Raw genomic sequence first — 26,523 nt, forward strand, 5'->3', positions numbered from 1 at the left:
GCCGGGCGCGTTACCTCTTTCGGGTAGAATTCGAAATGCCTTCACGGGTCTTCCAACCCATGAAGCGTATTTCAAAGTCGAAGACCACAGCTCGAAACCCAAGCGCGCTGGTCGTCTTTCCGGTTGGGGTTTCGCCATCATCACCAGATTGGTGATCCCTCGGGAAAGATCAACCACAACCAGCTGCCCGGAGGACCTGACATGAAACGCCTGCTCCCGCTCACTTTCTTTGCCGCGCTCGTGGCGTCGATGCCACCGGGAACCGCACAGGCCGAAACCGCGGTGCTTGCCGGAGGATGCTTCTGGTGCGTTGAATCCGATCTTGAGAAACTTCCCGGCGTGCGCGATGTCGTTTCCGGCTATGCTGGCGGGGAGACTCAGAACCCTACCTACAAGGACTATGATCGTGCCGGTCACCGGGAGGTCGTCAAGGTCGATTTCGACGAGAACAAGATCAGTTACGCCGAACTTGTCGGGATCTTCCTGCGCACCGTCGATGTGACGGACGCCGGCGGTCAATTCTGCGACCGGGGACATGCCTATTCCACCGCCATCTATCCTCTGGACGAAACCCAGGCGAAACAGGCCAGGGCGGAAATCGCGAAGGCGGAAAAGGCACTCGGCGGAAAGATCGTAACGCCGGTAGAGGCTCCGGCCGTTTTCTGGCCCGCCGAGGACTACCACCAGGCCTATTACAAGAGCCAGGTTCGTACGCTTACCCGCTTCGGCTACGTCACCCGCGCCGACGCCTACAAAGGCTACAGGAAAGGGTGCGGCAGGGATGCGCAGGTCAAGGCCGTGTGGGGCAGCGAAGCCTTCAAGGGGTTGCCCAAGGCAGGGTCATAACATTCGAAAATGGGCCGTTTCCGCGGGGAGCGGCCCAAAAGAACAGCATTTTCGTCGAATTTTCAGGCATCAATTTGCCGTAGGGTAAGGTGTACACTACATACTTTCAGTGGGCTTACGTCTGAAAGGACGCTAACATGCTGAGCTTGTTTGGAAGTCGCGTTACAGCAGAGCCGGAATTTATTTCTGAATTGAGAGCCGTCGAGACGGAAGACCGCCTTCGAAGATCCACCGCCGCCATGCTGGAAGCAGCAGGGTTGGAGATCTGTGACACCAACACACCGACCGAATTTGCGGCAGCTGCCACCGTGTCGATCATGAAGCTCGTGCTGAAAGTGGTCGAGCGCGACTTTGACGAACTGTGCTTCGAAAACCGATTTGTCACCGGCCTGTTCGGGTTCCTGATTGCACACAACCTGACGCGGCGCACCAATGCTGATCTTGGTGTCGTGCTGGGTATTGCGGGTCTGGACCTCTTCTCGCATGAGGAAATCGAACAGATCTACAAGCTCGGCTCGTCCTACAGGCGTCTGCGCCAGCACCGGAACATGCATCTGGCGCTCAGGGATATCATCGACAGTTTCCTGTCCCATCCTGATGAAGAAACCTTGTCGGATCTTGCCGGGGTTTATCAGCTCTGCCTGCAGCAGGACGGTTGACCGGATTTCATCGGCAACCATCGTGGCGGTCATACGCCGGCTTCGAATGCCTCGACCAGCTCGAGGAACGCCTCGCCATATTTTTCAAGTTTGGACTGCCCGACACCGGAAACGGCCAGCAGCGCATCTTCGGTTACCGGGCGCGCAGCGGATATCCCGGCCAGCGTCGCATCCGTGAACACTACATAGGGCGGTACGCCCTGATCGCGGGCAATCTGGGTCCGCAGCCTGCGCAAGCGTTCGAACAGCAGCCTGTCTTCATGGTCCAGTTCATCTGCGATGGAGGCCGTACGTGAAGAACTCGTCCGTTTCAGGCCTGCCGCGCTCCGGTCCTTGCGCAAGGCGAGCTTCTCGTCACCGCGCAGGACGCTCCGCGCTTTTTCCGTCAGAACCAGAGCACCGAACTGGGCATGGTCGACATCGACGTAGCCCGCGGCGACAAGCTGACGGGCAATCGACTGCCAGGTCTTCTGCGGTACGTCCTGGCCAATTCCGAAAACCGACAGCGTGTCATGGCCGAAGCGGGTGCTTTTCTCGTTGGTCTTGCCCAGAAGCACATCGATGACATGCGCCGTGCCGAAACGTTGACCAGTACGATAGATCGCCGACATCAGCTTTTGGGCAGCTTCCGTGCCGTCCCAGGTCTCCACCGGGGACAGGCAGGTGTCGCAGTTGCCACAGGGTTTGGGGTAGGTCTCGCCGAAATGGGCCAGCAGGGCCTGACGACGGCAACCGGCCGTTTCGCAGATGCCGAGAAGCGCATTCAGCTTGGCATTTTCCGCGCGCTTGACCTCTTCGGGCGCATCGCCCTCGGCAATCATGCGTCGGCGCTGCACCAGATCGGCCATGCCGTAAGCCATGAAGGCTTCGGAGGGAGCGCCGTCGCGGCCTGCACGGCCGGTTTCCTGGTAATAGGCCTCGACCGAAGAGGGCAGATCCAGATGCGCGACATAGCGCACATCCGGCTTGTCGATACCCATGCCGAAGGCAACCGTCGCCACCAGGCACAGCCCTTCTTCCAGCAGAAACGCATCCTGGTTGGCGGAGCGCTGTTCCGCGGGCAATCCGGCGTGATAGGGCAGGGCCCTGATGCCCTTAGAGGTCAGCCATTCGGCGATATCCTCGACCTTTGCCCGCGACAGGCAATAGACGATGCCGCTCTCGCCGGAGTGCTTCTTCAGGAAATCCAGCAGCTGCTGGCGCTGGTTGGTGCGCTCGACAATCTCGTAGCGGATGTTGGGCCGGTCGAAGCTGGTGGAAAAGACGGCGGCGTCTTCCAGCTGCAGGCGGGCCAGAATGTCTTTTTGGGTGTGCGGGTCGGCAGTCGCGGTCAACGCCACACGCGGCACGCCCGGATAGCGGTCGCGCAGACAGGACAGCGACATGTACTCCGGACGGAAGTCATGTCCCCACTGGCTGACGCAATGCGCTTCATCGATGGCAAAAAGGGCAATCTGCAGCGTGTCCAGGAACTTGCGGAAGCTCTCGGTGCCCAGCCGCTCCGGTGTCACGTAGAGCAGGTCGATTTCACCGCGGCGCAGGGCACTGCGAATGCCGTCCTGTTCTTCAGGTGACAGCGTGGAATTGAGGGCCGCGGCCTGAACGCCAGCGGCGCGAAGCGCACCGACCTGGTCTTTCATCAGCGCGATCAGCGGCGAGACGACGATGCCCACCCCACGCCGGCACAGTGCCGGGATCTGGTAACAGAGCGACTTGCCTGCGCCGGTGGGAAACAGAACGACAGCGTCGTTGCCGTCCACAAGCGTTTCGATCACCGCCTGCTGCTTGCCCCTGAAGCTGCTGTAGCCGAAAACCTTCTGCAGAACCGCAAGCGGCTTCGGCTCCGGACGCACGGTCGGAGCAACGGCATGCTGCACTGGAATGACTTCCTCCGCGGCAACAGCGGGCGAAACGGGCATGGGTGAGACGGGTCCTTTGATTCTCCCGCACAATGTCTTATTCGCGGAGGAAGGGCAATGAAGGCGGAACCGCGCCTGTGGATGACGTGCAGGCCCTGGTCAGAGCATCAAAAAATCAGATGCTTAGGAGACGCGTGGAGGCGGTGCGTTGGCACCTAGAACTCGGCGTCCGGATCCGTCGCCAGCGTTTCGGCGCAGTGAATGCGCATCTGTTCGGTCAGATCGCCAAGGTCGCCTTCAAGTTTTTCCGGCCGGATCGGCTTGCCGAAATGCACGTTGAACTTGGCATGTTCCTTGTTGAGCAATTCGTTGAAGACCGTCATGTCGCGCAATTCGGTAGACACTCTCGCAAGGAAATAGAACAGACCGGAATTGCGCCCGCCCATGTGCATGGGAATGATCGGGGCCTTGTTCTTGCGTGCCAGCGCCAGGGCTGACGTCATCCAGGGCCGTTCTGTCAGCTTGCCGTCATGCCAATAGGCCAGGCGCCCGGAGGGAAACAGCACCACCACCCGCTCCTTGGCAAAGGCGGAGGAGGCGAGCTTGATCGTTTCCTTGGATTTTTCGCGGGTCTTGAAGTCAGCACGCCATTCGACCGGAATGATCATGTCGGCAAGGCGCGGGTTGATGCGGATGGCATCGCGGTTGGCAAAGATCGCAAGATCGTTCCGGCGGGACTTGATCGCATCATAAAGCACGATGCCGTCGGCAATGCCGGTCGGGTGGTTGGACACCAGAACGACGGGGCCTTCCTGCGGAACCCGTTCAAGGCCAAGCGTCGTGACGTCAAGCGACAGCAATCCGCTCAAATGGGCAAAAACCTCCAGCGCTTCCATCTGCGCAATGGTGTCGGCCATTTCGACCGCGGACTTGTAGCGAAGGATCTTGTGAGCGAAGGGTCTGATGAAGGGCCACCACGGGCTGGCCATCACCAGCTTGCCCCGTTCGGCAATCAGAAGGTCGACGATATGCTGCTCAGAAATCTGCCTCTGTGCCGCGGCCTGACGGCGCGTCGGCAAGGTGTCTGTCGTCTGGTCGGTCGTCCGCACAATGCACCTCTGCCCACGAGATTACTGCCTCACTCCGATGCATCGTTAACGAAATCAGCCTCTTGGTGCAAATGATCGTTGTACGAATTTCAGGATCGGAATCCGCCCACCGGCGGCTCAGCTCCATAGGGAACTGGTGAAAATTGCCAGCGATGTCAAGAAGGAGGCTGCCCAGGCAAGCGAGCGCGGCGAGGCGCGGTCGGCCCAGTAGCAGCCGATATAAATGATCCTCAGTAACACGAAAAGCACCGCGAGCCTGTCGATCCAGTGAGGGTCGCCGCCCTGGTTGAGGCCAACGAAAACGGCAACCGCAAACAGGGGAAATGCCTCGAAGCCATTCGCCTGTGCCCCCTGTGCGCGAGCGCGAAAACCGTCTCGCCAATAGTCCGGGTCACGTGGGCGGGCGTTGTCGAAGGACTTGTCCAGTTTTGCCGGAAAGACCGAAAGCAGCGGCAGGATGGCGGCGGCAAGGACACACCAGAAGGCGACGGGCATGTGGGCTCCTCAGGAACGTGTTGCAGGTCTTGCGCGCGAATACCCGGAATGAGGCTGCAGCGGGGTACCGGGCTGCACGCGAGCGTTTGTGCGCATATCTATCAGGCTCGTGGAAGATATCCTCATGATTTTCGATGTTGCCCCGGGTTTGTCATAAAGTCTTCCCGTCCCGGCGCTAGGGGGAGGCCGCCCATGACGTGATTGGCATGGGCCGCAGCCGCGAAGGAATGCCCCTTGTCGAAAACAACCGTTCTGTTCGTCTGTCCGGACAACAGCCTGCTGTCGCCCCTGGCCGAAGCCTATCTGAATTTTCGGGCAGGTGGTCTGATGCGGGCGTTCTCCGCAGGTGTGGCTCCTTCCCAGGAACTGAGCCGGCATGTGCGCCGGATACTGTCGGCACGGGGAATTGATGCCAAAGGGCTTGCGCCCAAGCCGATCGACATTTTCCTGATGCCGCATGCTGAAATTCCCGACAGGGTCGTCTATCTCGCTGACCAGGCGCCGGTGGCCTTGCCGCCGCAATGGAAGACCACGACATCGAGCCATTGGTGGAACATTGCCGCAAAACCGCCTTTTCCGGATGGTTTTGGTGCCTGCGCCACTTATTTCGAGAAGATTGCGGAGGCGATCGACAGGCTTGTGGAGCCGCCAAAAACAGCAGGCAAGGCCGTCTCGAACCGGGTTGCCTGAGCGATCAGAAAACGGTCGATTCTCAGGATTTTGGATTTTCGACAAATTGTGGGCTAAGAGTTGCTCCCATATTGGGACGAAGGTGAGGGATTGATTCGTCATGATGCGCGCGGGAAAGTTTGTTTTGATCGTCGGCCTGGTGGTCCTGGCAGCTGGTTGCCAGAGATTGTCCGGAGGCCGGAATTATGCCGAACCGCTGCCGGCGACCCCGACTACACCCGTAGGCTCGGGACAGCTTGCACCGCTTGATCCCAACGCGCCGGCCGGCGGTCTCAACGATCCGTCGGCTCAGCCGACCGACCTGGCCAGCAACCCGGTTGCAGCGCCTGCCGATGCCAAGGAAGTTGGCCGGACAGACCTTCTGGGTGGCTGGAAAATCACCTCCGCTGGCGACAACTGCATGGCCTTCATGACGCTGACAACATGGTCCGGCGGCTACCGTGCAAATACCAGAGGTTGTGCTTCGCCTGTATTGTCCGGGATCTCTGCATGGGATCTGAGTGGCAATCAGGTGGTTCTGAAGGACGGCACCGGCCTGATCGTTGCACAGCTTTACTCCAGCGCTTCCGGCCAGTTCAACGGTCAGACCTCTACCGGATCGCCGATCTCGCTGTACCGTTAAGGCCCCTCCGTATTTATGCTGGACAGCTCGCGCTATAGGTGTATATTTGCATAGCTACCGGAAAGGCTGTGCAAATGTCAAAATATGAACCACTGCGGGAACACTTGGCACGACTGGAAGATGTTGTCTGGGCGGCCAAGCTGAACGAAGTCGAAGATATCATAGGCTCGTCGCTGCCCAAGAGCGCCCGGGAACACCGGACATGGTGGGCAAATTCCGGCGGCAGTCTCGTTCACCAGAACGCCTGGCTTGATGCCGGCTGGCGGGTAGAGCGAACCGATCTCATGCGCGATGTCATCGTCTTCCGCCGGTTGCGCATCGGCGGAACCGTGGCCGGGGTGTCCGCCCGTATGGATCGGACCGCCAAGAATCCGCAGAAAACTGCAGAAAAGCGGCTCACCAAGGAAATGGCGGCCCTTCGTCAGCCTGCAACCGTAACGTTGCGCTCCGAATGGACCACGCTTGGCGATGTCCAGCGCACGCCCTGTTCCAATTCCATCATTCCGCAGGAGGGCGGCGTTGTGCGCTTTGCGGCCATGGAAGGCGACGAAGTCGTCACTGCCATCGTCGCAACCTTGTCGGTTCACAAGGCCTATCGCAGCCTGCGCATGGCGATGAAGGGTCTGGACGACGATACCGGCAGCCGTGTCGGCACGGAGCTGTTCAAGAAAGCCGGTTTCGATGCCGCCGCACCAATCGAATGCGATGTCGTCAAGTCCGGCAATGCCTGGCTGCTGACCGACGGTCGTGGCCGCAAGGCCAATCTGGACGACCAGTCCGAGTGTTATCTGGTTGCCCAGCTGCTCTATCTTCAGGAAGTTCAGAACGGTCGAAAGACAGCCCTTTACCTGCGCTAAGCGTTGTCTGAGTGCTTTTTGCGCTCAGCCGGGCACAGGCATGATGGCCGGGTCCAGTCAGGCCGAGCCGTTTGGGTGTTCATGATTGCGTTCCTCCCGCACAGGACCCCTCCCTGTGCCCTGCGCCCGTAACCCTCCCACCGGTTGCGGGCGCTGTTTGTTCAGAGGGCGTGCTGCCTTCCTGTTTCGAGTTCCTCAAGGCTTGGCCTGTGCTTTTCTGTCCCTAATCAGTGAATTTCGAACCGGGCTGCTGGGTGCAGTGTTCCGTTAAGTGGGGCAGTGATGGCGGCGCCGGAAGGAGCGTCATCGCTGGATCAGTCGCATACCTTCCGCTGAGAGCACGCCTTCGATGAAGGATGTCTTGCCGGAATTGTATGTTTCCCAGTCGGGGGTCGAACCGGCCTTGAGGGCAAGGCCCTGTTTCAATACGGCATAGCGCCCAGCAAGGCTGGCATCGCCGCGCAAGGCGTCGCGAAACTTGCGCCGCTGATCAGGTGAGGGGCAATCGGATGCACACAGACACAGCCGATGCGCGATAATCAGCTCGTGATTTTCCCTCTCGTTCGACCGGAGACCTGGTCCGGCTGGCCGGGTCATTTGCACTTCGTCTTCCCGAAAGCGGGCGCCGAGATCATGGTAGCAATACAGCAGGAGGTCGTTGCTGAGTGCAGCCGGTGAAAATCCGGGAGCCAGCGTTACATCGATATGAAGTTTGGGTTTGGCAATCAGCCCAGGGACGGCCGTGGACCCGACATGGTCCAGGCGCAGGGCCTTAGCTCCCAGGAGATGTCCGAGGTCGTCGATCAGCAGGTCAGCCTGGCGAAACCAGTCCGGATTATGTGGGAGCAACGGAATGGACATGAGGTCTGAAATCCTTAAATTTCAAACGGTTGAAAAACAAATCCGTAAGAATGTGTGATCGTATGCAACCATATCATGACTTGCATCTGCGACGTTTTGACCTTATTCCGCCGTGCAAATAGATACGTCCAAGACCCCATGAATTCTCATGGAGGGAGCAGCACCCTTGAAGATGGAACTGCCGGTCAACCGCGCCCTGAGCGCCCGCTACGACGCGCTCATCGCGTCGGGTGAGATCAAGGAAGACCCCGTGCAACGGGAGGCGGTGCGCCAGCTCGATCTCCTGAACACCCGTCTTGCCGAAACCCGCCTGGCCTCCAAGAAAAGTTCACTTGGCTGGCTGTTCGCCAACAAGAAGAACCAGCTCTGGGCCTCCGTACAGGGGCTGTACATGTGGGGCGGTGTCGGGCGCGGCAAGACGATGCTGATGGACCTCTTTTACGAGGTCACGGTCATCCGCCGCAAAAGGCGTGTGCATTTCCACGAATTCATGACCGATGTGCACGAGCGCATTCATGCCCACCGCCAGGCGCACAAGCGCGGCGAGGTCAAGGGTGACGATCCGATCCCGCCCGTGGCGAGCCAGATTGCCGAAGAAACGCGGCTGCTGCTGTTTGATGAGTTCTCGGTGACCGACATTGCCGATGCGATGATCCTCGGCCGCCTGTTCACCCAGCTTTTCGAGCGCGGCGTCATCGTTGTCGCCACGTCCAACGTCGAGCCGTCTCTCCTGTACAAGGACGGGCTCAATCGCCAGCTGTTCCTGCCCTTCATCAAGATGCTGACCTCCAAGGTGGAAGTGCTGCATCTGGACAGTCCGACGGATTACCGGCTGGAGAAGCTTGCTGGTGCGCCGGTCTATGTCACGCCTCTTGGCGAGAGTGCAAACGCCCAGATGGATGAGCTCTTTGCCAAGCTGACGCACGGCATGACACCGCATTCCGAAGAGCTGGAGAACAAGGGCCGCAAGATCGCCGTTCCCTGTGTCGCGGCCGGAGCGGCCAGGTTCACCTTCGACGACCTGTGCATGCAGCCGTTGGGGGCAAGTGATTATCTGCGCATCGCTCATGCCTTCGGCACGGTGTTTCTGGACAACGTGCCCGTGCTGTCCAAGGCGCGGCGCAACGAAGCCAAGCGCTTCATCAATCTGATCGATACGCTTTACGATAACGGCATCAAGCTGGTGGTATCGGCTGAGGCCGAGCCGCAGGATCTTTACGTCGGCGAGGACGGCACGGAAGCCTTTGAATTCGACCGGACAGCCTCCCGGTTGATCGAGATGCGGTCCGAGGCGTACCTTGCGGGAGAAAGACGACAAGTACACGCATAGGTCTGCATTCCCTATAGGTGAATTATGCAGGCGGGAAGATCTGAGAAAATTTGTCCGGCATCGCGCAATATTCTTTTGGCGAGGTTGCGCGGGCGGATCAAAGGGAGTAGTGCCATCCTCAGTCATCAGAGGATGGCATGGAGTTCCATCTTACGTAAAGGGAAACTTTCGAAATGGCGCGGAACAAGATTGCCTTGATCGGCTCTGGTCAGATCGGCGGCACGCTCGCACATCTGGCAGGTTTGAAGGAACTGGGAGACATCGTGCTCTTCGACATCGCGGAAGGTGTTCCGCAGGGTAAGGCGCTCGACCTGGCCGAGTCCTCCCCGGTCGATGGCTTCGATGCCAAAATGGCGGGTGCCAACAGCTACGAAGCCATCGAAGGCTCGGATGTTGTCATTGTGACCGCCGGTGTTCCGCGTAAACCCGGCATGAGCCGCGACGACCTTCTGGAAATCAACCTGAAGGTTATGGAGCAGGTTGGCGCCGGCATCGCAAAGTATGCCCCGAACGCATTCGTCATCTGCATCACCAACCCGCTCGACGCGATGGTCTGGGCCCTGCAGAAGTTCTCCGGTCTGCCGAAGAACAAGGTCGTCGGCATGGCAGGCGTACTGGATAGCGCCCGTTTCCGTTACTTCCTGGCAGACGAGTTCAACGTCTCCATCGAAGATGTGACCGCATTCGTTCTCGGCGGCCACGGCGACACCATGGTGCCGCTGACCCGCTACTCCACCGTTGCCGGCATCCCGCTCACCGATCTGGTCAAGATGGGCTGGTGCACCGCCGAGCGTCTGGAAGAAATCGTCCAGCGCACCCGTGACGGCGGCGCGGAGATCGTCGGCCTCCTGAAGACCGGCTCCGCTTTCTACGCACCTGCTGCTTCCGCCATCGCAATGGCCGAAAGCTACCTGAAGGACAAGAAGCGCGTTCTGCCGTGTGCAGCTGCTCTCGACGGTCAGTACGGCCTGAAGGACACCTATGTGGGCGTTCCGGTCGTGATCGGCGCCGATGGCGTCGAGCGCATCATCGAGATCGACCTGCAGGGCGACGAAAAGGCCAACTTCGACAAGTCTGTCGCTTCCGTCGACGGTCTGGTCGAGGCCTGCAAGAAAATTCAGCCGGCGCTCGCCTGAACCGGGCCCGCCTAAGGGAATTTGCGGCCGTTCTTCCTGCCGGGAAGAACGGTCCTCCGACAACGGGGGAAACACATGAACATTCATGAATACCAGGCCAAGGCCGTTCTGAAGGAATACGGTGCACCGGTGGCCGAAGGCGTTGCCATCTTCTCCGCCGACGAAGCCGAAGCAGCCGCCAAGAGCCTTCCGGGCCCGCTCTGGGTCGTGAAGTCGCAGATCCACGCTGGTGGCCGCGGCAAGGGCAAGTTCAAGGAACTGTCCGCTGATGCCAAGGGCGGTGTCCGTCTGGCTTTCTCGCTGGACGAAGTCACGTCCAACGCCAAGGAAATGCTCGGCAACACGCTGGTCACCAAACAGACCGGTGCCGCAGGCAAGGTAGTCAACCGTCTCTACATCGAAGACGGCGCCGACATCGAGCGTGAGCTTTACCTCTCCATTCTGGTCGACCGGACCGTTGGCCGCCCGGCTTTCGTTGTCTCCACCGAAGGTGGCATGGACATTGAAGCGGTTGCCGAAGAAACCCCTGAAAAGATCGTCACCCTGCCGATCGATCCGGAAACCGGTGTGACCGAAGCCGATGCCGCCAAGCTGTGCGACGCGCTGGAACTGACCGGTGCGGCACGCGAAGACGGCATGAAGCTGTTCCCGATCCTGCACACGGCTTTCGTCGAGAAGGACATGAGCCTTCTGGAAGTCAACCCGCTGATCGTCATGAAGGACGGCCGCCTGCGCGTACTGGACGCCAAGGTTTCCTTCGACGGCAACGCCCTGTTCCGTCATCCGGACATCATGGAGCTGCGCGACGTCACCGAGGAAGACGACAAGGAAATCGAGGCCTCCAAGTATGACCTCGCATATGTCGCTCTCGACGGTGACATCGGCTGCATGGTCAACGGTGCCGGCCTTGCCATGGCGACCATGGACATCATCAAGCTCTACGGCGCCGAGCCGGCCAACTTCCTCGATGTTGGCGGTGGCGCTTCCAAGGAGAAGGTGACGGCCGCGTTCAAGATCATCACGTCCGATCCGAACGTGAAGGGCATCCTGGTCAACATCTTCGGCGGCATCATGCGCTGCGACGTGATCGCGGAAGGCGTGGTTGCAGCCGTCAAGGAAGTCGGCCTGCAGGTTCCGCTCGTTGTTCGCCTGGAAGGCACCAACGTGGAACTCGGCAAGAAGATCATCAACGAAAGCGGTCTGAACGTGATCGCCGCTGACGATCTCGACGACGCCGCCCAGAAAATCGTGAAAGCCGTGAAGGGCTGAATGTGAAAACGGCAGCGCTCAAATTGCTTTGCTTAGCGGCTATTACGACCCTGGTTTCTGCCGGGGTGGCTGTTGCGCGCTGCCCGCTTGAGGACTTTGCCAAAGTCTGTCTCCATAATTCGAGCAAACAAGAACTGCTCACCTGGGTTGAAGCCAACGGCTGGAAGATCCTTGGTTCTGACGGTTCATTGTCAGGTGACGGATTCCTAAGACTACAATCTTCGGACGGACTGGTTTTCGTGTCGGATTTTGTGGATTTCGACCAAGTCGTTCACATGGAATGTTCGACAACGTTGGAAACTCCGGTGGGGTTCGAAAAGGGAATAGTCTCGGACAGTTCAGGTTTGGACGGGAAACAATTTGTTGTCGCACCACCGGCTTGGGGGGCTCCGACATTGCAATGCTTGAACATGAAAGATCAGCTTCAGGCTTTGCTTCCCACTGAAAGTGTCGTTTTGCAGGAAGCAGAAGGCGCTCTCAAATTACGGACCGAACTTGATGGAAACTATTTGATCGTTATCGCTTCTCAAGCGGCTCACAATGCCTCGCATTCCACTTTTACTGCGACCAAAATCATCTTTAGGGAAGGCAGCTAAATGTCCATCCTCGTCAATAAAGACACGAAAATCATCGTTCAGGGCCTGACCGGCAAGACCGGCACGTTCCACACGGAACAGGCACTTGAATATTACGGCACCAAGATGGTCGCCGGTGTGCACCCGAAAAAGGGTGGCGAAACCTGGTCTTCCGGTGTCGACAGCGCGGCCTCTCTGCCGATCTTTGCGAGCGTTGGCGAAGCCAGGGAAGCAACCGGTGCCGACGCCTCCGTGATCTACGTTCCGCCGGCAGGCGCGGGCGCCGCGATCATCGAGGCCATCGAAGCGGAAGTTCCGTTCATCGTCTGCATCACCGAAGGCATCCCGGTTGCCGACATGGTCAAGGTCAAGGCCAAGCTGGAGAAATCCAAGTCGCGCCTCCTCGGCCCGAACTGCCCCGGTATCCTGACCCCGGAAGAATGCAAGATCGGCATCATGCCGGGCTCCATCTTCAAGAAAGGCTCCGTCGGTGTTGTTTCCCGCTCCGGCACCCTTACTTATGAAGCTGTTTTCCAGACCACAAATGCCGGCCTCGGCCAGACGACGGCTGTCGGCATCGGCGGCGACCCGGTCAAGGGCACCGAGTTCATCGACGTCCTGGAAATGTTCCTGGCCGACGACGAAACCCAGTCGATCATCATGATCGGCGAAATCGGTGGCTCCGCGGAAGAAGACGCGGCGCAGTTCCTGAAGGACGAAGCCAAGCGCGGCCGGTCCAAGCCGATGGCTGGTTTCATCGCCGGACGAACAGCGCCTCCGGGCCGCACCATGGGCCACGCCGGTGCCGTTATTTCAGGCGGCAAGGGCGGTGCAGAAGACAAGATCGCTGCGATGGAAGCTGCTGGCATCAAGGTGTCACCGTCTCCTGCGAAGCTCGGCGAGACCCTTCTCGAAGTCTTGAAGGGCTGATTCTGCAAGAATCTTTAGCGATGGGGACGGAAACTGTTTACGTTTCCTGTCGCATGATGAAAGGATGGGTTCCGGCGCGGTTGACGTGCCGTAACCATTTTTCGAGGGGTCGGTGGAAACCATCGGCCATTGTAGGGAAACCGGCCGCGGGTCAATTTTTCGGGCCCGCCTAAACAAAAGGGCGGAGGATACCTCCGCTAAAGGACATGGCACGGCAGGAAGCGAACAACGTATTCGCACTGACGTCGTTGCTTTACGGCGCCAACGCAGCCTATATCGAAGACCTCTACGCACAGTACAAGACAGATCCGAGCTCGGTCGACGCCGAGTGGCAGGACTTCTTTGCGGCCTTCCAGGACGAGAAGGAAGCCGTGCTGAAAGAGGCTCGCGGGGCGACCTGGAAACGCAAGGACTGGCCGATCGAGGCCAATGGCGACCTCGTCAATGCATTCGACGGCAATTGGGGCCCGATTGAGCAGAAGCTCGGCGACAAACTGAAAAAGAAGGCTGAAGCCAAGGGCGAGCCGGTTTCGGATCAGGAAGTTCATCAGGCGACCCGCGATTCCGTTCGCGCCCTGATGATGATCCGCGCCTATCGCATGCGCGGCCATCTTCATGCAGATCTCGACCCCCTCGGCCTGGCCGGCAAGGGCGATCACGAGGAGCTGCATCCCTCCTCCTACGGCTTTACCGAAGCCGACTGGGACCACAAGATCTTCATCGACCACGTGCTGGGTCTGGAATACGCCACCATCCGCGAGATGATGGACATCCTGAAGCGGACCTATTGCTCGACGCTGGGTGTCGAGTTCATGCATATCTCCGATCCGGCGGCCAAGGCCTGGATCCAGGAGCGCATTGAAGGTCCGGACAAGCAGGTTGCCTTCACCACGGAAGGCAAGAAGGCGATCCTGAACAAGCTGGTCGAAGCCGAAGGTTTCGAAAAGTTTCTGGACGTCAAATACACCGGCACCAAGCGCTTCGGCCTGGATGGCGGTGAAGCGCTGATCCCGGCGCTGGAACAGATCATCAAACGCGGCGGCTCGATGGGCCTTAAGGAAATCGTGTTCGGCATGGCCCACCGCGGCCGCCTGAACGTGCTTTCCCAGGTGATGGCCAAGCCGCACCGGGCAATCTTCCACGAGTTCAAGGGCGGCTCCTACGCGCCGGACGATGTGGAAGGCTCCGGCGACGTGAAGTATCACCTCGGCGCGTCTTCCGACCGGACGTTCGACGGCAATGACGTGCACCTGTCGCTGACGGCAAACCCCTCGCACCTGGAAATCGTCAACCCGGTGGTTCTGGGCAAGGCGCGCGCCAAGCAGGATCAGCTGGCTGCCGACGAGAACGGCAATTTCGTCGATACGACCGAAATCGACCGCGGCACGGTTCTGCCGCTGCTGCTGCACGGCGACGCCGCATTCGCCGGCCAGGGCGTTGTTGCGGAATGCTTTGGCCTGTCCGCGCTGCGTGGCCACCGCACCGGCGGTTCGGTCCATGTGATCATCAACAACCAGATCGGCTTCACCACCAACCCGCGCTTCTCGCGGTCTTCGCCCTATCCGTCGGATATGGCGAAGGTGATCGAGGCACCGATCTTCCACGTCAACGCGGATGATCCGGAAGCCGTCGTCTTTGCGGCCAAGATCGCGATTGAATATCGCCAGACGTTCCATCGTCCGGTGGTCATCGACATGATCTGCTATCGCCGCTTCGGCCACAACGAGGGCGACGAGCCGGCGTTCACGCAGCCGATCATGTACCGCAAGATCCGCAAGCATGCGACGACGCTGCAGCTCTACTCCGAACGCCTGATCAAGGAAGGTGTTCTGACGCAGGACGAAGTCGAGCACATGAAAGCCGACTGGCGCAAGCATCTGGACGACGAGTTCGATGCCGGTCAGGCCTTCAAGCCGAACAAGGCCGACTGGCTGGACGGCAAGTGGGCAGGCATGAAACGGGCCGACGACGAGGACGATCCGCGTCGCGGTGAAACCGGTCTGCCAATGGATGAACTGAAGTCGATCGGCCGGGCTCTGACCCACGTGCCGGACGGTTTCAACATCCACCGCACGATCGCGCGCTTCATGAACCAGCGCGAGCGCATGATCGAGACCGGCGAAGGCATCGACTGGGCAACCGCTGAAGCGCTTGCCTTCGGTTCGCTGCTGAAGGAAGGCCACCCGGTGCGCCTGTCCGGTCAGGATTGCGAACGCGGCACGTTCTCGCAGCGCCATTCGGTTCTGTATGATCAGGAAGACGAGAGCCGGTACATTCCGCTCAACAACGTCTCTCCCGATCAGCAGCGCTACGAGGTCATCAACTCGATGCTCTCGGAAGAAGCCGTACTCGGCTTCGAATATGGCTACTCGCTGGCAGAGCCGCGTGCTCTGACACTCTGGGAAGCCCAGTTCGGCGATTTCGCCAACGGCGCCCAGGTGGTGTTCGACCAGTTCATCTCTTCGGGTGAGCGCAAGTGGCTGCGCATGTCCGGCCTCGTCTGCCTGCTGCCGCATGGCTACGAAGGTCAGGGACCTGAGCACTCTTCCGCCCGTCTGGAGCGTTACCTCCAGCTTTGCGCTGAAGACAACATGCAGGTTGCGAATTGTTCGACGCCGTCGAACTACTTCCACATCCTGCGTCGTCAGCTGCGCCGCGATATCCGCAAGCCGCTTATCCTCATGACGCCGAAATCCTTGCTGCGTCACAAGAAGGCGGTATCCACGCTGCAGGAACTCGGTCCGGAGTCCTCCTTCCACCGTCTGTTGTGGGACGACTGGGGCCCCAACCTGAATTCGGAAGGCAAGCTGGTTTCAGACGACAAGATCCGGCGCGTCGTGATGTGCTCGGGCAAGGTCTACTACGATCTGTTCGAAGAGCGCGAAAAGCGCGGCGTCAACGACGTCTACCTGCTCCGCGTCGAACAGCTCTATCCGTTCCCGAAAAAGGCGCTGATGCTGGAACTAGCGCGCTTCCCGCAGGCCGAAATGGTCTGGTGTCAGGAAGAGCCCAAGAACATGGGCAGCTGGTTCTTCGTCGAGTCCTACATCGAATGGGTCCTGGAGCAGATCGACGCCAAGCACAAGCGCCCGCGCTATGCTGGCCGCAATGCGATGGCATCGACCGCAACCGGCCTGATGTCCTCGCATCTGGCGCAGTTGCAGGCGTTCCTCGAAGAGGCTCTGGGAAGTTAGTCACAAGAGGGCCTTCGGGCCCTCTTTCAAAAATTTGGCCAGGTAATTTTAAGAGAAGGCGACCATGGCAACCGAAATTCGCGTCCCCACGCTGGGTGAATCCGTTTCCGAAGCGACTATTGCGCAGTGGTTCAAGAAACCGGGCGACGCCGTCAGCCAGGACGAGCCCCTTGTGGAACTGGAAACCGACAAGGTAACCGTCGAAGTTCCGGCACCGGCCGCGGGCACGCTGGAAAGCATCGTGGTCAAGGAAGGCGACACCGTTGAGGTCGGCGCCCTGCTCGGTCAGATCGCAGAAGGCGCCGGTGCTCCGGCCGCGAAGGCTGAAGCGGCTCCGGCAAAGGCTGACGCCAAGGCCGAAACCAAATCCGAAAAGGCTCAGCTGGTCGATGTCGTCACGCCGAGCGCGGGCGAATCCGTCACCGAGGCGGAAGTCGGCGAATGGAGCGTGAAGGTCGGTGATGTGGTCAAGGCCGACGACACGCTGGTGGAACTGGAAACCGACAAGGCGGCCCAGGAAGTTCCGGCCCCGGTTGCCGGCACCATCGTCAAGATCGCAGTCGAAACCGGTACGACCGTTGAGCCCGGCGTTCTGCTCTGCCAGATCGATCCGTCAGGCGAAGGTGCTGCCGCCGCTCCGGCAGCCGCTGCACCGGCCCCGGCTGCGTCCGCTCCGGCCGCAAGCGGCGGGTCTTCCATGCCGCCGGCTCCGTCTGCTCAGAAGATGATGGCTGAAAACAACCTTTCCGCCGACCAGGTTGCCGGGTCCGGCAAGCGTGGTCAGGTACTGAAGGAAGACGTCATCAACGCGATCGCCTCCGGTGCAACCTCTTCGTCGGCAGCCCCGTCGGCTGCTCCCGTTGCCCGTGGCCCGGTTGCCGCCCAGGACGAAATTCGCGAAGAACGCGTTCGCATGACCAAGCTGCGCCAGACCATTGCGCGCCGCCTGAAAGACGCACAGAACTCCGCGGCCATGCTTACCACCTACAACGAAGTGGACATGGGCCCGGTCATGGAACTGCGCAAGCAGTACAAGGACCTGTTTGAGAAGAAACACGGCGTCAAGCTCGGCTTCATGGGCTTCTTCACCAAGGCGGTGACCCATGCGCTGAAAGAGATCCCGGCAGTCAATGCCGAGATCGATGGCACTGACATCATCTACAAGAACTTCTGCCACATCGGCGTCGCCGTCGGCACGGACAAGGGCCTTGTGGTTCCGGTTGTGCGCGACGCGGACCAGATGTCCATCGCAGAGATCGAGCAGGAAATCGGCAATCTCGGCCGCAAGGCGCGCGACGGCAAGCTGGGCATGGCTGATATGTCCGGCGGCACCTTCACCATCTCCAATGGCGGGGTGTATGGTTCGCTGATGTCTTCGCCGATCCTGAACGCGCCGCAGTCCGGTATCCTGGGCATGCACAAGATCCAGGAACGTCCGATGGCTGTGAACGGCCAGGTGGTGATCCGCCCGATGATGTATCTGGCGCTCTCCTATGACCACCGGATTGTCGACGGCAAGGAAGCCGTGACCTTCCTGGTTCGCGTCAAGGAAAGCCTGGAAGATCCGCAGCGTCTGGTTCTGGATCTCTGATCCGGTTCAGTGCCTAGCTTGTGCCTTGCCGGGAACGCCCCGGCAGGGTACCCGGACATATTAAGGTTGCCTGGCCAGCGGCGTTCCAGCTCTCGCGGTTGAATGCCCGTCGGTCTGGCCCAGGAGGAGCCGCATTGTGAGCCTGGAATTTCTGATTACTGCTCTTGTCGTGGTGCTCGTTCCGGGCACCGGTGTTGTTTATACGGTTGCCGTCGGGCTTGGCAGAGGCCGTCAGGCATCCGTTGCCGCGGCCTTCGGCTGCACTCTCGGTATCATTCCCGCAATTCTGGCGTCCGTCGTGGGCCTGGCGGCGCTGATGCACACCAGTGCCCTGGTGTTCCAGGGCGTGAAATACGCCGGTGTCGCCTATCTTCTCTACCTTGCCTGGCAGACGCTGAAAGACAGCGGACCGATGGAACTGAAAGCCGACAGGGGATCGCGCAAGAGTTTCCTTGCAACGGCGCGCACCGGCTTCCTGATCAACATCCTCAATCCCAAGCTGACGGTATTCTTCCTCGCCTTCCTGCCGCAATTCGTCAGCCATGATGCCGTCAATCCAACGCTCGACATGCTGCTGATGGGCGGCGTCTTCATGGCAATGACCTTCGTTGTCTTTGTCATCTATGGCGCGTTTGCTTCACTGGTCGGCGAGAAAGTGTTGAAGAGCGATCGCGTGATGGTCTGGATGCGCCGGACCGTGGCTGCAACCTTTGCCGGGTTCGGCTTGCGGCTGGCTCTGGCGGAGCAATAATCGGATCATCGCCGACACGGTGTGAGACGGTCAGGAGGAACAGGAATATGAACGCCATAAAGCGTTATGCCCTTTCGGTTGTTCTTGTCGTCTGGACCGTCCTCGGACTGATAGTCGCTTCGCACGCAAGCGAGCAACGCACTGCGCTTGTGATCGGAAACGCGCAATATGGCTATGGCCCGCTCGCCAATCCGGTCAATGACGCTCTGGCCATCGCCCGCGCCCTCGACAAGGCGGGTTTCGAGGTCATCCTTCAGACTGACGCCAACCGTGATGCCATGGAACAGGCGATCCGGGCCTTCGGTGATCGGCTGAAAAAGGAGGGTGGCGTCGGCCTGTTCTATTACGCCGGCCACGGTATCCAGATTAAGGGCGAAAACTACCTGCTGCCTGTGGCAGGGGATGCGCCGGCGGACGAGGTCCTGCAGCAGCAGTCGGTCGCGGTCAGCGAGGCCGTGGAAGTAATGACGTCGTCCCATGACGGGCTCAACATCGTCGTGCTGGACGCTTGCCGCAACAATCCCCTCGGTGGGGCATCGTCCGGCCTGTCGCGGATCGACAGCAATGCGCGCCTGTTCGTCTCATATTCGACCTCACCTGGCTCCGTGGCTCTGGACGGGCAGGGCAGCAACAGCCCTTTCACCAAGCATCTGGCCAGCGCCATCGCGACCCCGGCGCTCAATCTGGAAGAAACCTTCAAGCGCACGCTGAAGGGTGTCTTCCAGGAAACGAACGGCCAGCAAACGCCCTGGATTTCCTCGTCCTTCTTCGGAGATTTCACCTTCGTTGACGGCGGCACGGATAATCCGGCAGGATCGGTGCCCAAGATGGCCGCTCTTGCGGCAATCGGAACCGCGCTCAAGGAGAGCACCGCGCGCACCGGTCCGGCCCGCCAGATCTCGGGTGTTTACCGGGTTGAGGGAACCAACCCGAACGGAACGACCTACGACGGCATGCTGGCAATCACGCCGGAAGACCGGAATGTGCGGCTCACCTGGTGGATCGGGACCGACGTTTTCACCGGCGTCGGCGAGTTCGCCGGCCGCATGCTGGTGGTCAACTGGGGAGACAAGCACCCTGTCGTCTATTCCTTCACTGGCGCGGAAACGCTGGACGGTGAATGGGCGGACGGCTCGGCCAGCGAAAAGCTGACGCTCTATTCGCGCACTGCACCGGTCGAGGCGGAAGGGCTGACTGGCAACTATTCGGTTGCCGGCCGAAACCCGGACGGCACGACATATGACGGTACGGTCGTGTTGACGCAGCAGGGCCGGACATTCACGCTGATCTGGACAGTCGGCACCGACAGCTATCGCGGCGTGGGCGAACTGGACGGCAACGTGCTGACAGTGGACTGGGGCGACAAGACGCCGGTGGTTTACGCGGTCATGGCGGACGGGCATTTGAAAGGCCTCTGGGCCGCGGGCCGCGGCGCTGAAGAACTGACGCGCATTCAAGGGCAATAGGAACGGGAGCCGGTGGGAATTCATGACTGACACGGTTGTATTGGTAACGGGCGGGAGCCGGGGGATCGGCGCTGCCGTCAGCCGCAAGGTTGCGGCGCTCGGTCACAAGGTGATCGTCAACTACACGCACAACCAGGCTGCCGCCGATGCTCTTGTCGAGGAAATCAAGGCGGCCGGCGGCGAGGCCGTGGCAGTTCAGGGGGACGTCCAGAACGAAGCCGACGTGCTGCATCTTTTCGCCGAAGCCGACAAGCTCGGCACCCTCAAGGGCCTGGTCAACAATGCCGGTGTTGTCGACTATTCCCAGCGCGTCGATGAAATGACCCTGGAACGTCTGACACGAATGTTCTCCATCAACGTGATCGGCGCCTTCCTGTGTGCCCGCGAAGCGGTCAGGCGCATGTCGACCAAGCATGGCGGCACCGGTGGTGTGATCGTCAATCTCGGGTCTGCAGCCTCCAAGCTGGGGTCACCTTCCCAATATGTCGACTACGCGGCCTCCAAGGGGGCGATCGATACCATGACTGTCGGATTGGCGCTGGAAGTTGCCGACGAAGGTGTTCGCGTCAACGGTATTCGCCCCGGCATTATCGACACCGATATCCACGCCTCGGGCGGCCATCCTGACCGGGTGGCCCAGCTCAGGTCCAAACTGCCGATGAAACGTGCCGGAACCGCCGACGAGGTGGCCGAAGCGATTCTGTGGCTTCTCTCCGACCAGTCCAGCTATACGACCGGTGCCATCCTCGATGTCTCCGGCGGCCGGGCAATCCTTCCCTAACCCCCATTCAAACCAGAAATGAAAGAGGCAAAGGCGACCAAAATGTCCCAATATGATCTCGTCGTCATCGGAACCGGTCCTGGCGGCTACGTCTGCGCGATCAAGGCTGCGCAGCTCGGCCTGAAAACGGCTGTCGTCGAAAAACGCGCAACGCTTGGCGGCACCTGCCTCAACATCGGCTGCATTCCGTCCAAGGCGCTGCTGCATGCCTCGGAAATGTTCGAGGAAGCCGGCCACGGTTTCGAAAAACTCGGCATCAAGGTCGCGAAGCCCAAGCTCGATCTGCCGGCCATGATGGAACACAAGACCGGTGTGGTCGATGCCAATGTGAACGGCGTTGCCTTCCTGATGAAGAAGAACAAGATCGACGTTCACACCGGTACCGGCAAGATCCTAGCCAAAGGCAAGGTCGAGGTTACCGATGCCGACGGCAAGGCAAGCGTACTGGAAACGAAGAACATCGTGATTGCCACCGGTTCCGACGTCATGCCGCTGCCGGGTGTCGAGATCGACGAGAAGCAGGTGGTCTCTTCCACCGGCGCTCTGGAACTGGACAAGGTGCCTGGCAAGCTGCTCGTCGTCGGTGGTGGTGTCATCGGCCTTGAACTCGGCTCCGTCTGGAACCGTCTCGGGTCGGAAGTGACCGTGGTGGAGTTCATGGACAAGATCCTCGGCCCGATGGACGGTGACGTTTCCAAGAACTTCCAGCGCATGCTGAAAAAGCAGGGCATGGAATTCAAGCTGTCCTCCAAGGTCACGGGCGTCGAAAAGAAAGGCAAGGGCCTTGCCGTGACTGTCGAGCCGGCAAAGGGTGGCGATGCGCAGGTTCTCGAGGCCGACATCGTTCTGGTTGCCATCGGTCGCCGTCCATACACGGAAGGCCTGGGCCTTGATGGGGCAGGTGTTGCCTTGGACGAGCGCGGCCGTGTCAAGATCGACACCCACTACAAGACCAATGTCGACGGCATCTACGCCATCGGCGATGTGGTCGTCGGTCCGATGCTGGCCCACAAAGCCGAGGACGAAGGCGTTGCCGTTGCCGAAATGCTGGCGGGCCAGGCTGGTCACGTGAACTATGATGTCATCCCGGGTGTTGTCTACACCCAGCCGGAAGTCGCTTCCGTCGGCAAGACCGAGGAAGAACTGAAGGCGGCCGGCGTCGAGTACAAGACCGGCAAATTTGTCTTCTCCGCAAACGGCCGCGCGCGCGCCATGAACAAGACCGACGGTTTTGCCAAGGTTCTGGCGGACGCAAAGACCGACCGCGTGCTTGGTGTTCACATCGTCGGCTTCGGTGCCGGTGAGATGATCCACGAAGCTGCTGTCCTTATGGAGTTCGGTGGATCTTCCGAAGACCTTGCACGCACCTGCCACGCCCACCCGACCATGTCGGAAGCGGTCAAGGAAGCAGCCCTCGGCGCATTTGCGAAGTCGATCCACGCGTAATCAACGCTTGAACGATGTCTTTTCGATATCGGTTCGGGGCATCCGGTCACCGGGTGCCCCGTAACATTTTTGTTGGATCTGCCGTCCTGCGGACCGGCAGACGCCATTCAAGTTTGAAGATCTGCAAGTAAACGTAAAAAATACCGCGCATCTGCAACTAATGCGCTAGAGTGTTGTCCTGTCAGGGGTGGTGCATTTCAACAAAAGGCAGGAGATGCTTTGCTTGAAAGGCAACGGGGCAACAATCAAAATCTGAATCTCACCCGCGGCTGGCTGCCAGTCGTTGCAGGGGGCGTATTGCCGTTGGTTTGCGGCCTGGTGTTTTTCTGGCCGGAGCGAACCATTCCCTACGTGGATGACCTCTTCTTTATTCCCTGGGCATCCGAATTTGCGCAAACGGGCCGTCACTTGAATCCGCTTCTTGCGGTCCAGTTCCCGGGGCTGGAATCCTATCATCTCCAGCCAAGGCTTCATTTCATTCTGTCCGGCTGGTTTTTGAAAGCCGCGGGGATCAGCACCGCGACAATCGTCCTGTACGAATTCCTCTGTTACGTGGCGACCAGCCTGGTCTTCGTGGTGTTCTGCCTCAGATTGAACCTTCGCACCGCTGCGCTTTTCACGCCGTTGATCTTTGCGCCCATGTATGTCGTTTCCGGCTTCCGGCTGGAACTGACGGGTTCATTCTTCTGGATGCTCGGGCTGCTGCTGGTCCTGCCGGTTGCAGTCAGGGCAGGTACGGGTGACACGCGGCAGACCGGTCTGGAAACTGTTTCCGCCGTTGCGGGTACCGCGCTTCTGGGAATTGCTCCGCTGACTGCACTGTCCATGCTTGCCTGGAGTGTTGGCGTCATTGCCGTTCTTCAGATCTGGAGGCTCAGGACGCGGCAGGCAAGCCTCGTTCGTGTGCTGAGTGAAGGCCTTGTCGCCCTCGCGATTGCCGTTGCCCTGTTTGCGGTCTCGGTGAACTTCGAGTTCGCCGAATTTTTCCGGCAGATCGCCTATCACTCCAGCCGGTCACATGGCTCCGGCAAGTTCAATGTGGAAGCGATCTTCCGGGCTGCCATGTTTGCAGGCGTATCTTGGGCTGTGTTCCGCAAGTCCCGCACCGCCGGGATGATCGGCTTTTGCCTTGCCGCTGGACAATTCTTCGGCGCCTTCGTGCATGACCGGCCGCTGATCCGGAATCTTGCGGCCGCAATGTTGTTTCTGCTGGCGGTCGACGTGCTGTTGAAAGACCGCTGGCACAGGGTGAAGCTTGGCCTTTGCGCCGCCTTGGTGCTGGCGCTTTCCTCCAACTTCATCGTTTTCTATGTGCTGTCGAAACCTTTGCCGAACAGGCAAGCTGTGGTCGAGGCCTACCGGCAGGATCTGGCGGATGGAAAGCGGGTCTTTATCGACGAAACGATGGCCCACCATTTTCTGGACCAGAAAACGTCCGGTGCCCTGTCCTGGACCTGGGGAGGCACATTTCCCAAGGGGCGGCCGACCAGTATGGGAGACCTGAAGGAAGGCGACGTCTGGTATGTCAGCGAATATACCCTGCTCGGCTACCTGAAGGGCAGGCATGACGTTGCTGAAAGGGTTTGGCCGAAGAACGACTATCCCCACGTCCTCCAGTTCTCCTGCATTCTGGGCCGTCATTCCTGTAATCTGCCTGCCAAACGCTGGACAATGATGCGCCTGGAAAGGCTAGGGGGAACGGTGATGGCAACGGAACTCGGCTCAGGCGCCGGACCAAGACCGATAGACGAAAGCTAGCAGCACAGTCCCTGGCGGCTGCCACCGGAACGAACATGCGTGCCGTAGGGGAGACACGGGACTGGACAATGCTTGCCTGAAGCCGGGCAAAAAGGCTTGTCAGTGCTCCTTCAGGCAGAGGCCATGGTCGCCGAAAGCCTTCAGAACGTTGCATTCGGTCACCGTGTGGTCGCCTTCGCAGCTTGTTGCGATGCGCTTCAACTCCGCCTCCAGTTTGCGCAGGTGGGCAATCCGCTGGCGCACTGCCTTCAACTGATCTTCGGCAATCCGGTTGGCGGTTTCGCAGGGTTTGTCCGGATGCTGGCTGAGGTCTATCAGATCGCGGATGGCCGGCATTGGCAGGCCGAGGTCGCGGCAATGCTTTATGAAGCCAAGCCTTTCCAGGTCGCAGGACCGGTAGCGCCTCTGGTTGCCCTCGCTGCGGATCGGCGCTTCCAGCAGGCCTTCCTTTTCGTAATAGCGAATCGTCGGAACCTTTACGCCGGTCCGTCTTGAAAGGTCACCAATTGAAAAATCCATAAAAAGCCTCTTGAAGCTCTAGTCGCTATAGCAATTACAAGGGACAGGAACCGAAAATCAAGCGACTCGAACAAGGAGTGCATCATGGGTGCCTGTTGCGGACATTCCCACGGAACATTTGACGGAATGTCGAAGGACTATCGCCGCCGGCTCTGGCTGGTGATCGCGTTGAACGGTGGCATGTTCATCGTCGAGATGATTGCCGGCCAGGCAGCCGGCTCAAAGGCACTGCAGGCCGACGCCCTCGATTTCTTCGGCGACGCGGTCACCTACGGCATATCATTGGCTGTCATTGGCGCATCGCTGAAGACCCGGGCCCTGGCCGCGCTTGCAAAGGGCACAAGCCTGTTTCTGATGGGCGTCTGGGTGGCTGCCACCACGCTTTATCAGGTGTTCGTGCTTGGCGTACCGCAGGCCGCGGTGATGGGCTCCATCGGCTTTCTGGCGCTGGCCGTAAACCTTGCCAGTGTCCTGCTGCTGGTCCGATACAAGGATGGTGATGCCAATGTGCGCTCCGTCTGGCTGTGTTCGCGCAACGATGCCATAGGCAACGTCGCCGTCATGCTGGCGGCCGCCGGTGTCTGGGGAACGGCAAGCGCCTGGCCGGACCTGATTGTCGCCGGTCTCATGGCGGCTCTCTTCGTCAGTTCCTCCGTCCAGATCCTGAGCCAGGCCATAAAGGAATACCGGCACAAGACGGAGCACGAAGTGGCGGCTGAATAATTCGCCCTTGCCAGAACATGACTCAAGCGGTGGTGCTTCCCAGATGCACCACCGTTATTTCCGGAGGAACACCGAATCGGACCGGCAGGATCGAGCAGCCAAGACCTCCGGAAACGATGAGGTGGCGGGGCTCCGTTTCAAGGCCCAGATGCCTTGCCAGCTTCGTCCCTTCCGTTTCAACGATGTGGCCATAGGCGTAGCTTTTGACGCTGCGTTTGGGAAAGGCCGGTTTGTAGCCGAAACAGTTGACCTGCCCGCCATGGGTGTGACCGCTGAGCGTCAGGCTGACGCGGCCCGGCACTTCGCGGATGATGTCGGGCTCATGTGCCATCAGCAGCACGGGCGCATCGTCCGTCACCTGAGCAAGCGTGCCGGTCAGGTCATCCAAACCTTTCCAGCGGTGCCGCTTGATCTTGCGGTGCGGTCTCAGCGCCAGCTGGTCGTCGATGCCGGCAAGCCAGAAAGCCTGGCCGTCCTTCTCGAACCGTTGAGCCCGGTTCTGGTAAAGGGGAATGCCGGCGTTCAGCAGCGCCTGGCCATATCTGGTCGGCCCACCGCCAGTCAGCTGCGCGTCCGCGTCGTCCCACCAGTCGTGATTGCCGAGAATGGCGTGGGTCCCGAGCGGGGCCGACAGATCACCGAAGAGATCAGCCCACGCCTGTGGCGGGATCGGGTCGTATTGCCATTTGTGGCTGGCCACATAGTCGCCCAGCATCAGGATGATGTCAGGCTTCAGCGCGTTGGTCTGCCGGACTATGGAGCGAACCCGCTCCAGCCCCATCCAGGGATCGCAGACATGCGGGTCGGCTATCAGCGCGGCTTTCAGTTTCAGCCCTCTGGGCCATCGTGGAGGCGTCAGGTGATAATGCTTCAGGCTGAGCCGAAAAGGCTCAACGCCAATCGCATAAGCAGGAGCAGAAACGGCACCCAGCATTGCGATGCCACAGGTTTGCAGGAAACGGCGTCTGGAAATCATGAGACTGTATCAACCGGTTCTTCAGGATAATCCCGAGTGAACCGGGCTATTGAGGCGTCGGTACGGCCCGATAAAGGCAG

General features: G+C 59.8%; 24 protein-coding genes. 18 read left to right on the top strand and 6 right to left on the bottom strand.

Annotated elements, in window-relative coordinates; all coding sequences use genetic code 11:
* Positions 1-249: 249 nt before the first annotated feature.
* A complete protein-coding gene (gene msrA / locus J7447_RS17210; RefSeq protein WP_208984511.1) occupies positions 250-846 on the top strand; it encodes a peptide-methionine (S)-S-oxide reductase MsrA in 597 nt (198 codons plus the stop codon).
* A 137-nt stretch (positions 847-983) separates the two neighbouring features.
* Positions 984-1,505 carry a hypothetical protein gene (locus J7447_RS17215; protein WP_022999027.1) on the top strand — a complete coding sequence of 174 codons (522 nt, stop codon included), beginning with the start codon at positions 984-986 and terminating at the stop codon, positions 1,503-1,505.
* A gap of 29 nt (positions 1,506-1,534) precedes the next feature.
* Here J7447_RS17215 and recQ read toward each other — a convergent pair whose 3' ends face one another.
* The 3 genes from recQ to J7447_RS17230 all read right to left on the bottom strand — a co-directional run bounded on the left by recQ (position 1,535) and on the right by J7447_RS17230 (position 4,968).
* Positions 1,535-3,424 (bottom strand): DNA helicase RecQ, encoded by a 1,890-nt coding sequence (gene recQ, locus J7447_RS17220; RefSeq protein ID WP_022999026.1) that lies wholly within the window; start codon positions 3,422-3,424, stop codon positions 1,535-1,537.
* A gap of 155 nt (positions 3,425-3,579) precedes the next feature.
* Positions 3,580-4,473: a 1-acyl-sn-glycerol-3-phosphate acyltransferase gene (locus J7447_RS17225; protein ID WP_022999025.1), complete on the bottom strand. Its 894-nt coding sequence runs from the start codon at positions 4,471-4,473 to the stop codon at positions 3,580-3,582.
* 117 nt (positions 4,474-4,590) lie between these two features.
* Positions 4,591-4,968 carry an MAPEG family protein gene (locus tag J7447_RS17230; RefSeq protein ID WP_022999024.1) on the bottom strand — a complete coding sequence of 126 codons (378 nt, stop codon included), beginning with the start codon at positions 4,966-4,968 and terminating at the stop codon, positions 4,591-4,593.
* A gap of 234 nt (positions 4,969-5,202) precedes the next feature.
* On the opposite strand from J7447_RS17230, the gene J7447_RS17235 reads away from it, so the two are divergent.
* The 3 genes from J7447_RS17235 (at position 5,203) to J7447_RS17245 (ending at position 7,137) form a co-directional block, all read left to right on the top strand.
* Positions 5,203-5,658, top strand: a complete 456-nt coding sequence (locus J7447_RS17235) for a hypothetical protein (protein ID WP_022999023.1) — start codon at positions 5,203-5,205, stop codon at positions 5,656-5,658.
* Between the two features lie 100 nt (positions 5,659-5,758).
* Positions 5,759-6,280 carry a protease inhibitor Inh/omp19 family protein gene (locus J7447_RS17240; protein WP_022999022.1) on the top strand — a complete coding sequence of 174 codons (522 nt, stop codon included), beginning with the start codon at positions 5,759-5,761 and terminating at the stop codon, positions 6,278-6,280.
* A 74-nt stretch (positions 6,281-6,354) separates the two neighbouring features.
* Complete coding sequence (locus tag J7447_RS17245; protein ID WP_022999021.1) at positions 6,355-7,137, top strand: hypothetical protein; 783 nt, start codon at positions 6,355-6,357, stop codon at positions 7,135-7,137.
* 303 nt (positions 7,138-7,440) lie between these two features.
* Here J7447_RS17245 and J7447_RS17250 read toward each other — a convergent pair whose 3' ends face one another.
* Positions 7,441-7,998, bottom strand: a complete 558-nt coding sequence (locus J7447_RS17250; RefSeq protein ID WP_209170388.1) for a GrpB family protein — start codon at positions 7,996-7,998, stop codon at positions 7,441-7,443.
* Between the two features lie 172 nt (positions 7,999-8,170).
* Between J7447_RS17250 and zapE the strand changes: the two genes are divergently transcribed.
* The 12 genes from zapE to J7447_RS17310 all read left to right on the top strand — a co-directional run bounded on the left by zapE (position 8,171) and on the right by J7447_RS17310 (position 24,225).
* Positions 8,171-9,328: a cell division protein ZapE gene (gene zapE / locus J7447_RS17255; RefSeq protein WP_031268680.1), complete on the top strand. Its 1,158-nt coding sequence runs from the start codon at positions 8,171-8,173 to the stop codon at positions 9,326-9,328.
* Between the two features lie 173 nt (positions 9,329-9,501).
* The gene (mdh, locus tag J7447_RS17260) at positions 9,502-10,464 is read left to right on the top strand and encodes a malate dehydrogenase (protein ID WP_022999018.1); all 963 of its coding nucleotides are present in this window, start codon (positions 9,502-9,504) and stop codon (positions 10,462-10,464) included.
* Positions 10,465-10,539: 75 nt separating this feature from the next.
* The gene (gene sucC / locus J7447_RS17265; RefSeq protein WP_022999017.1) at positions 10,540-11,733 is read left to right on the top strand and encodes an ADP-forming succinate--CoA ligase subunit beta; all 1,194 of its coding nucleotides are present in this window, start codon (positions 10,540-10,542) and stop codon (positions 11,731-11,733) included.
* A gap of 2 nt (positions 11,734-11,735) precedes the next feature.
* Positions 11,736-12,329 carry a hypothetical protein gene (locus J7447_RS17270; protein ID WP_209170390.1) on the top strand — a complete coding sequence of 198 codons (594 nt, stop codon included), beginning with the start codon at positions 11,736-11,738 and terminating at the stop codon, positions 12,327-12,329.
* Positions 12,330-13,238 carry a succinate--CoA ligase subunit alpha gene (sucD, locus tag J7447_RS17275; protein WP_022999015.1) on the top strand — a complete coding sequence of 303 codons (909 nt, stop codon included), beginning with the start codon at positions 12,330-12,332 and terminating at the stop codon, positions 13,236-13,238.
* A gap of 206 nt (positions 13,239-13,444) precedes the next feature.
* A complete protein-coding gene (locus J7447_RS17280; protein ID WP_022999014.1) occupies positions 13,445-16,432 on the top strand; it encodes a 2-oxoglutarate dehydrogenase E1 component in 2,988 nt (995 codons plus the stop codon).
* A gap of 64 nt (positions 16,433-16,496) precedes the next feature.
* The gene (gene odhB, locus J7447_RS17285; RefSeq protein ID WP_022999013.1) at positions 16,497-18,023 is read left to right on the top strand and encodes a 2-oxoglutarate dehydrogenase complex dihydrolipoyllysine-residue succinyltransferase; all 1,527 of its coding nucleotides are present in this window, start codon (positions 16,497-16,499) and stop codon (positions 18,021-18,023) included.
* Between the two features lie 136 nt (positions 18,024-18,159).
* A complete protein-coding gene (locus J7447_RS17290; protein ID WP_022999012.1) occupies positions 18,160-18,774 on the top strand; it encodes a LysE family translocator in 615 nt (204 codons plus the stop codon).
* A 47-nt stretch (positions 18,775-18,821) separates the two neighbouring features.
* Positions 18,822-20,240: a caspase family protein gene (locus J7447_RS17295; protein ID WP_022999011.1), complete on the top strand. Its 1,419-nt coding sequence runs from the start codon at positions 18,822-18,824 to the stop codon at positions 20,238-20,240.
* 22 nt (positions 20,241-20,262) lie between these two features.
* The gene (locus J7447_RS17300) at positions 20,263-21,021 is read left to right on the top strand and encodes an SDR family oxidoreductase (protein WP_022999010.1); all 759 of its coding nucleotides are present in this window, start codon (positions 20,263-20,265) and stop codon (positions 21,019-21,021) included.
* A gap of 42 nt (positions 21,022-21,063) precedes the next feature.
* Entirely contained in the window at positions 21,064-22,467 is a 1,404-nt protein-coding gene (gene lpdA, locus J7447_RS17305; RefSeq protein ID WP_031268678.1) for a dihydrolipoyl dehydrogenase, read from the top strand.
* A gap of 297 nt (positions 22,468-22,764) precedes the next feature.
* Positions 22,765-24,225: a hypothetical protein gene (locus tag J7447_RS17310; protein WP_209170392.1), complete on the top strand. Its 1,461-nt coding sequence runs from the start codon at positions 22,765-22,767 to the stop codon at positions 24,223-24,225.
* A gap of 99 nt (positions 24,226-24,324) precedes the next feature.
* On the opposite strand, the gene J7447_RS17315 is transcribed toward J7447_RS17310, so the two are convergent.
* Positions 24,325-24,744, bottom strand: a complete 420-nt coding sequence (locus J7447_RS17315; protein ID WP_209170394.1) for a helix-turn-helix domain-containing protein — start codon at positions 24,742-24,744, stop codon at positions 24,325-24,327.
* An 84-nt stretch (positions 24,745-24,828) separates the two neighbouring features.
* Here J7447_RS17315 and J7447_RS17320 point away from each other — a divergent pair, with 84 nt between their 5' ends.
* Complete coding sequence (locus J7447_RS17320; protein WP_031268677.1) at positions 24,829-25,467, top strand: cation transporter; 639 nt, start codon at positions 24,829-24,831, stop codon at positions 25,465-25,467.
* Positions 25,468-25,489: 22 nt separating this feature from the next.
* Here J7447_RS17320 and J7447_RS17325 read toward each other — a convergent pair whose 3' ends face one another.
* Entirely contained in the window at positions 25,490-26,443 is a 954-nt protein-coding gene (locus J7447_RS17325) for a metallophosphoesterase (protein ID WP_209170401.1), read from the bottom strand.
* Between the last annotated feature and the right edge of the window lie 80 nt (positions 26,444-26,523).

Source organism: Labrenzia sp. R5_0 (assembly GCF_017743835.1).
GTDB lineage: Bacteria > Pseudomonadota > Alphaproteobacteria > Rhizobiales > Stappiaceae > Roseibium > Roseibium algicola.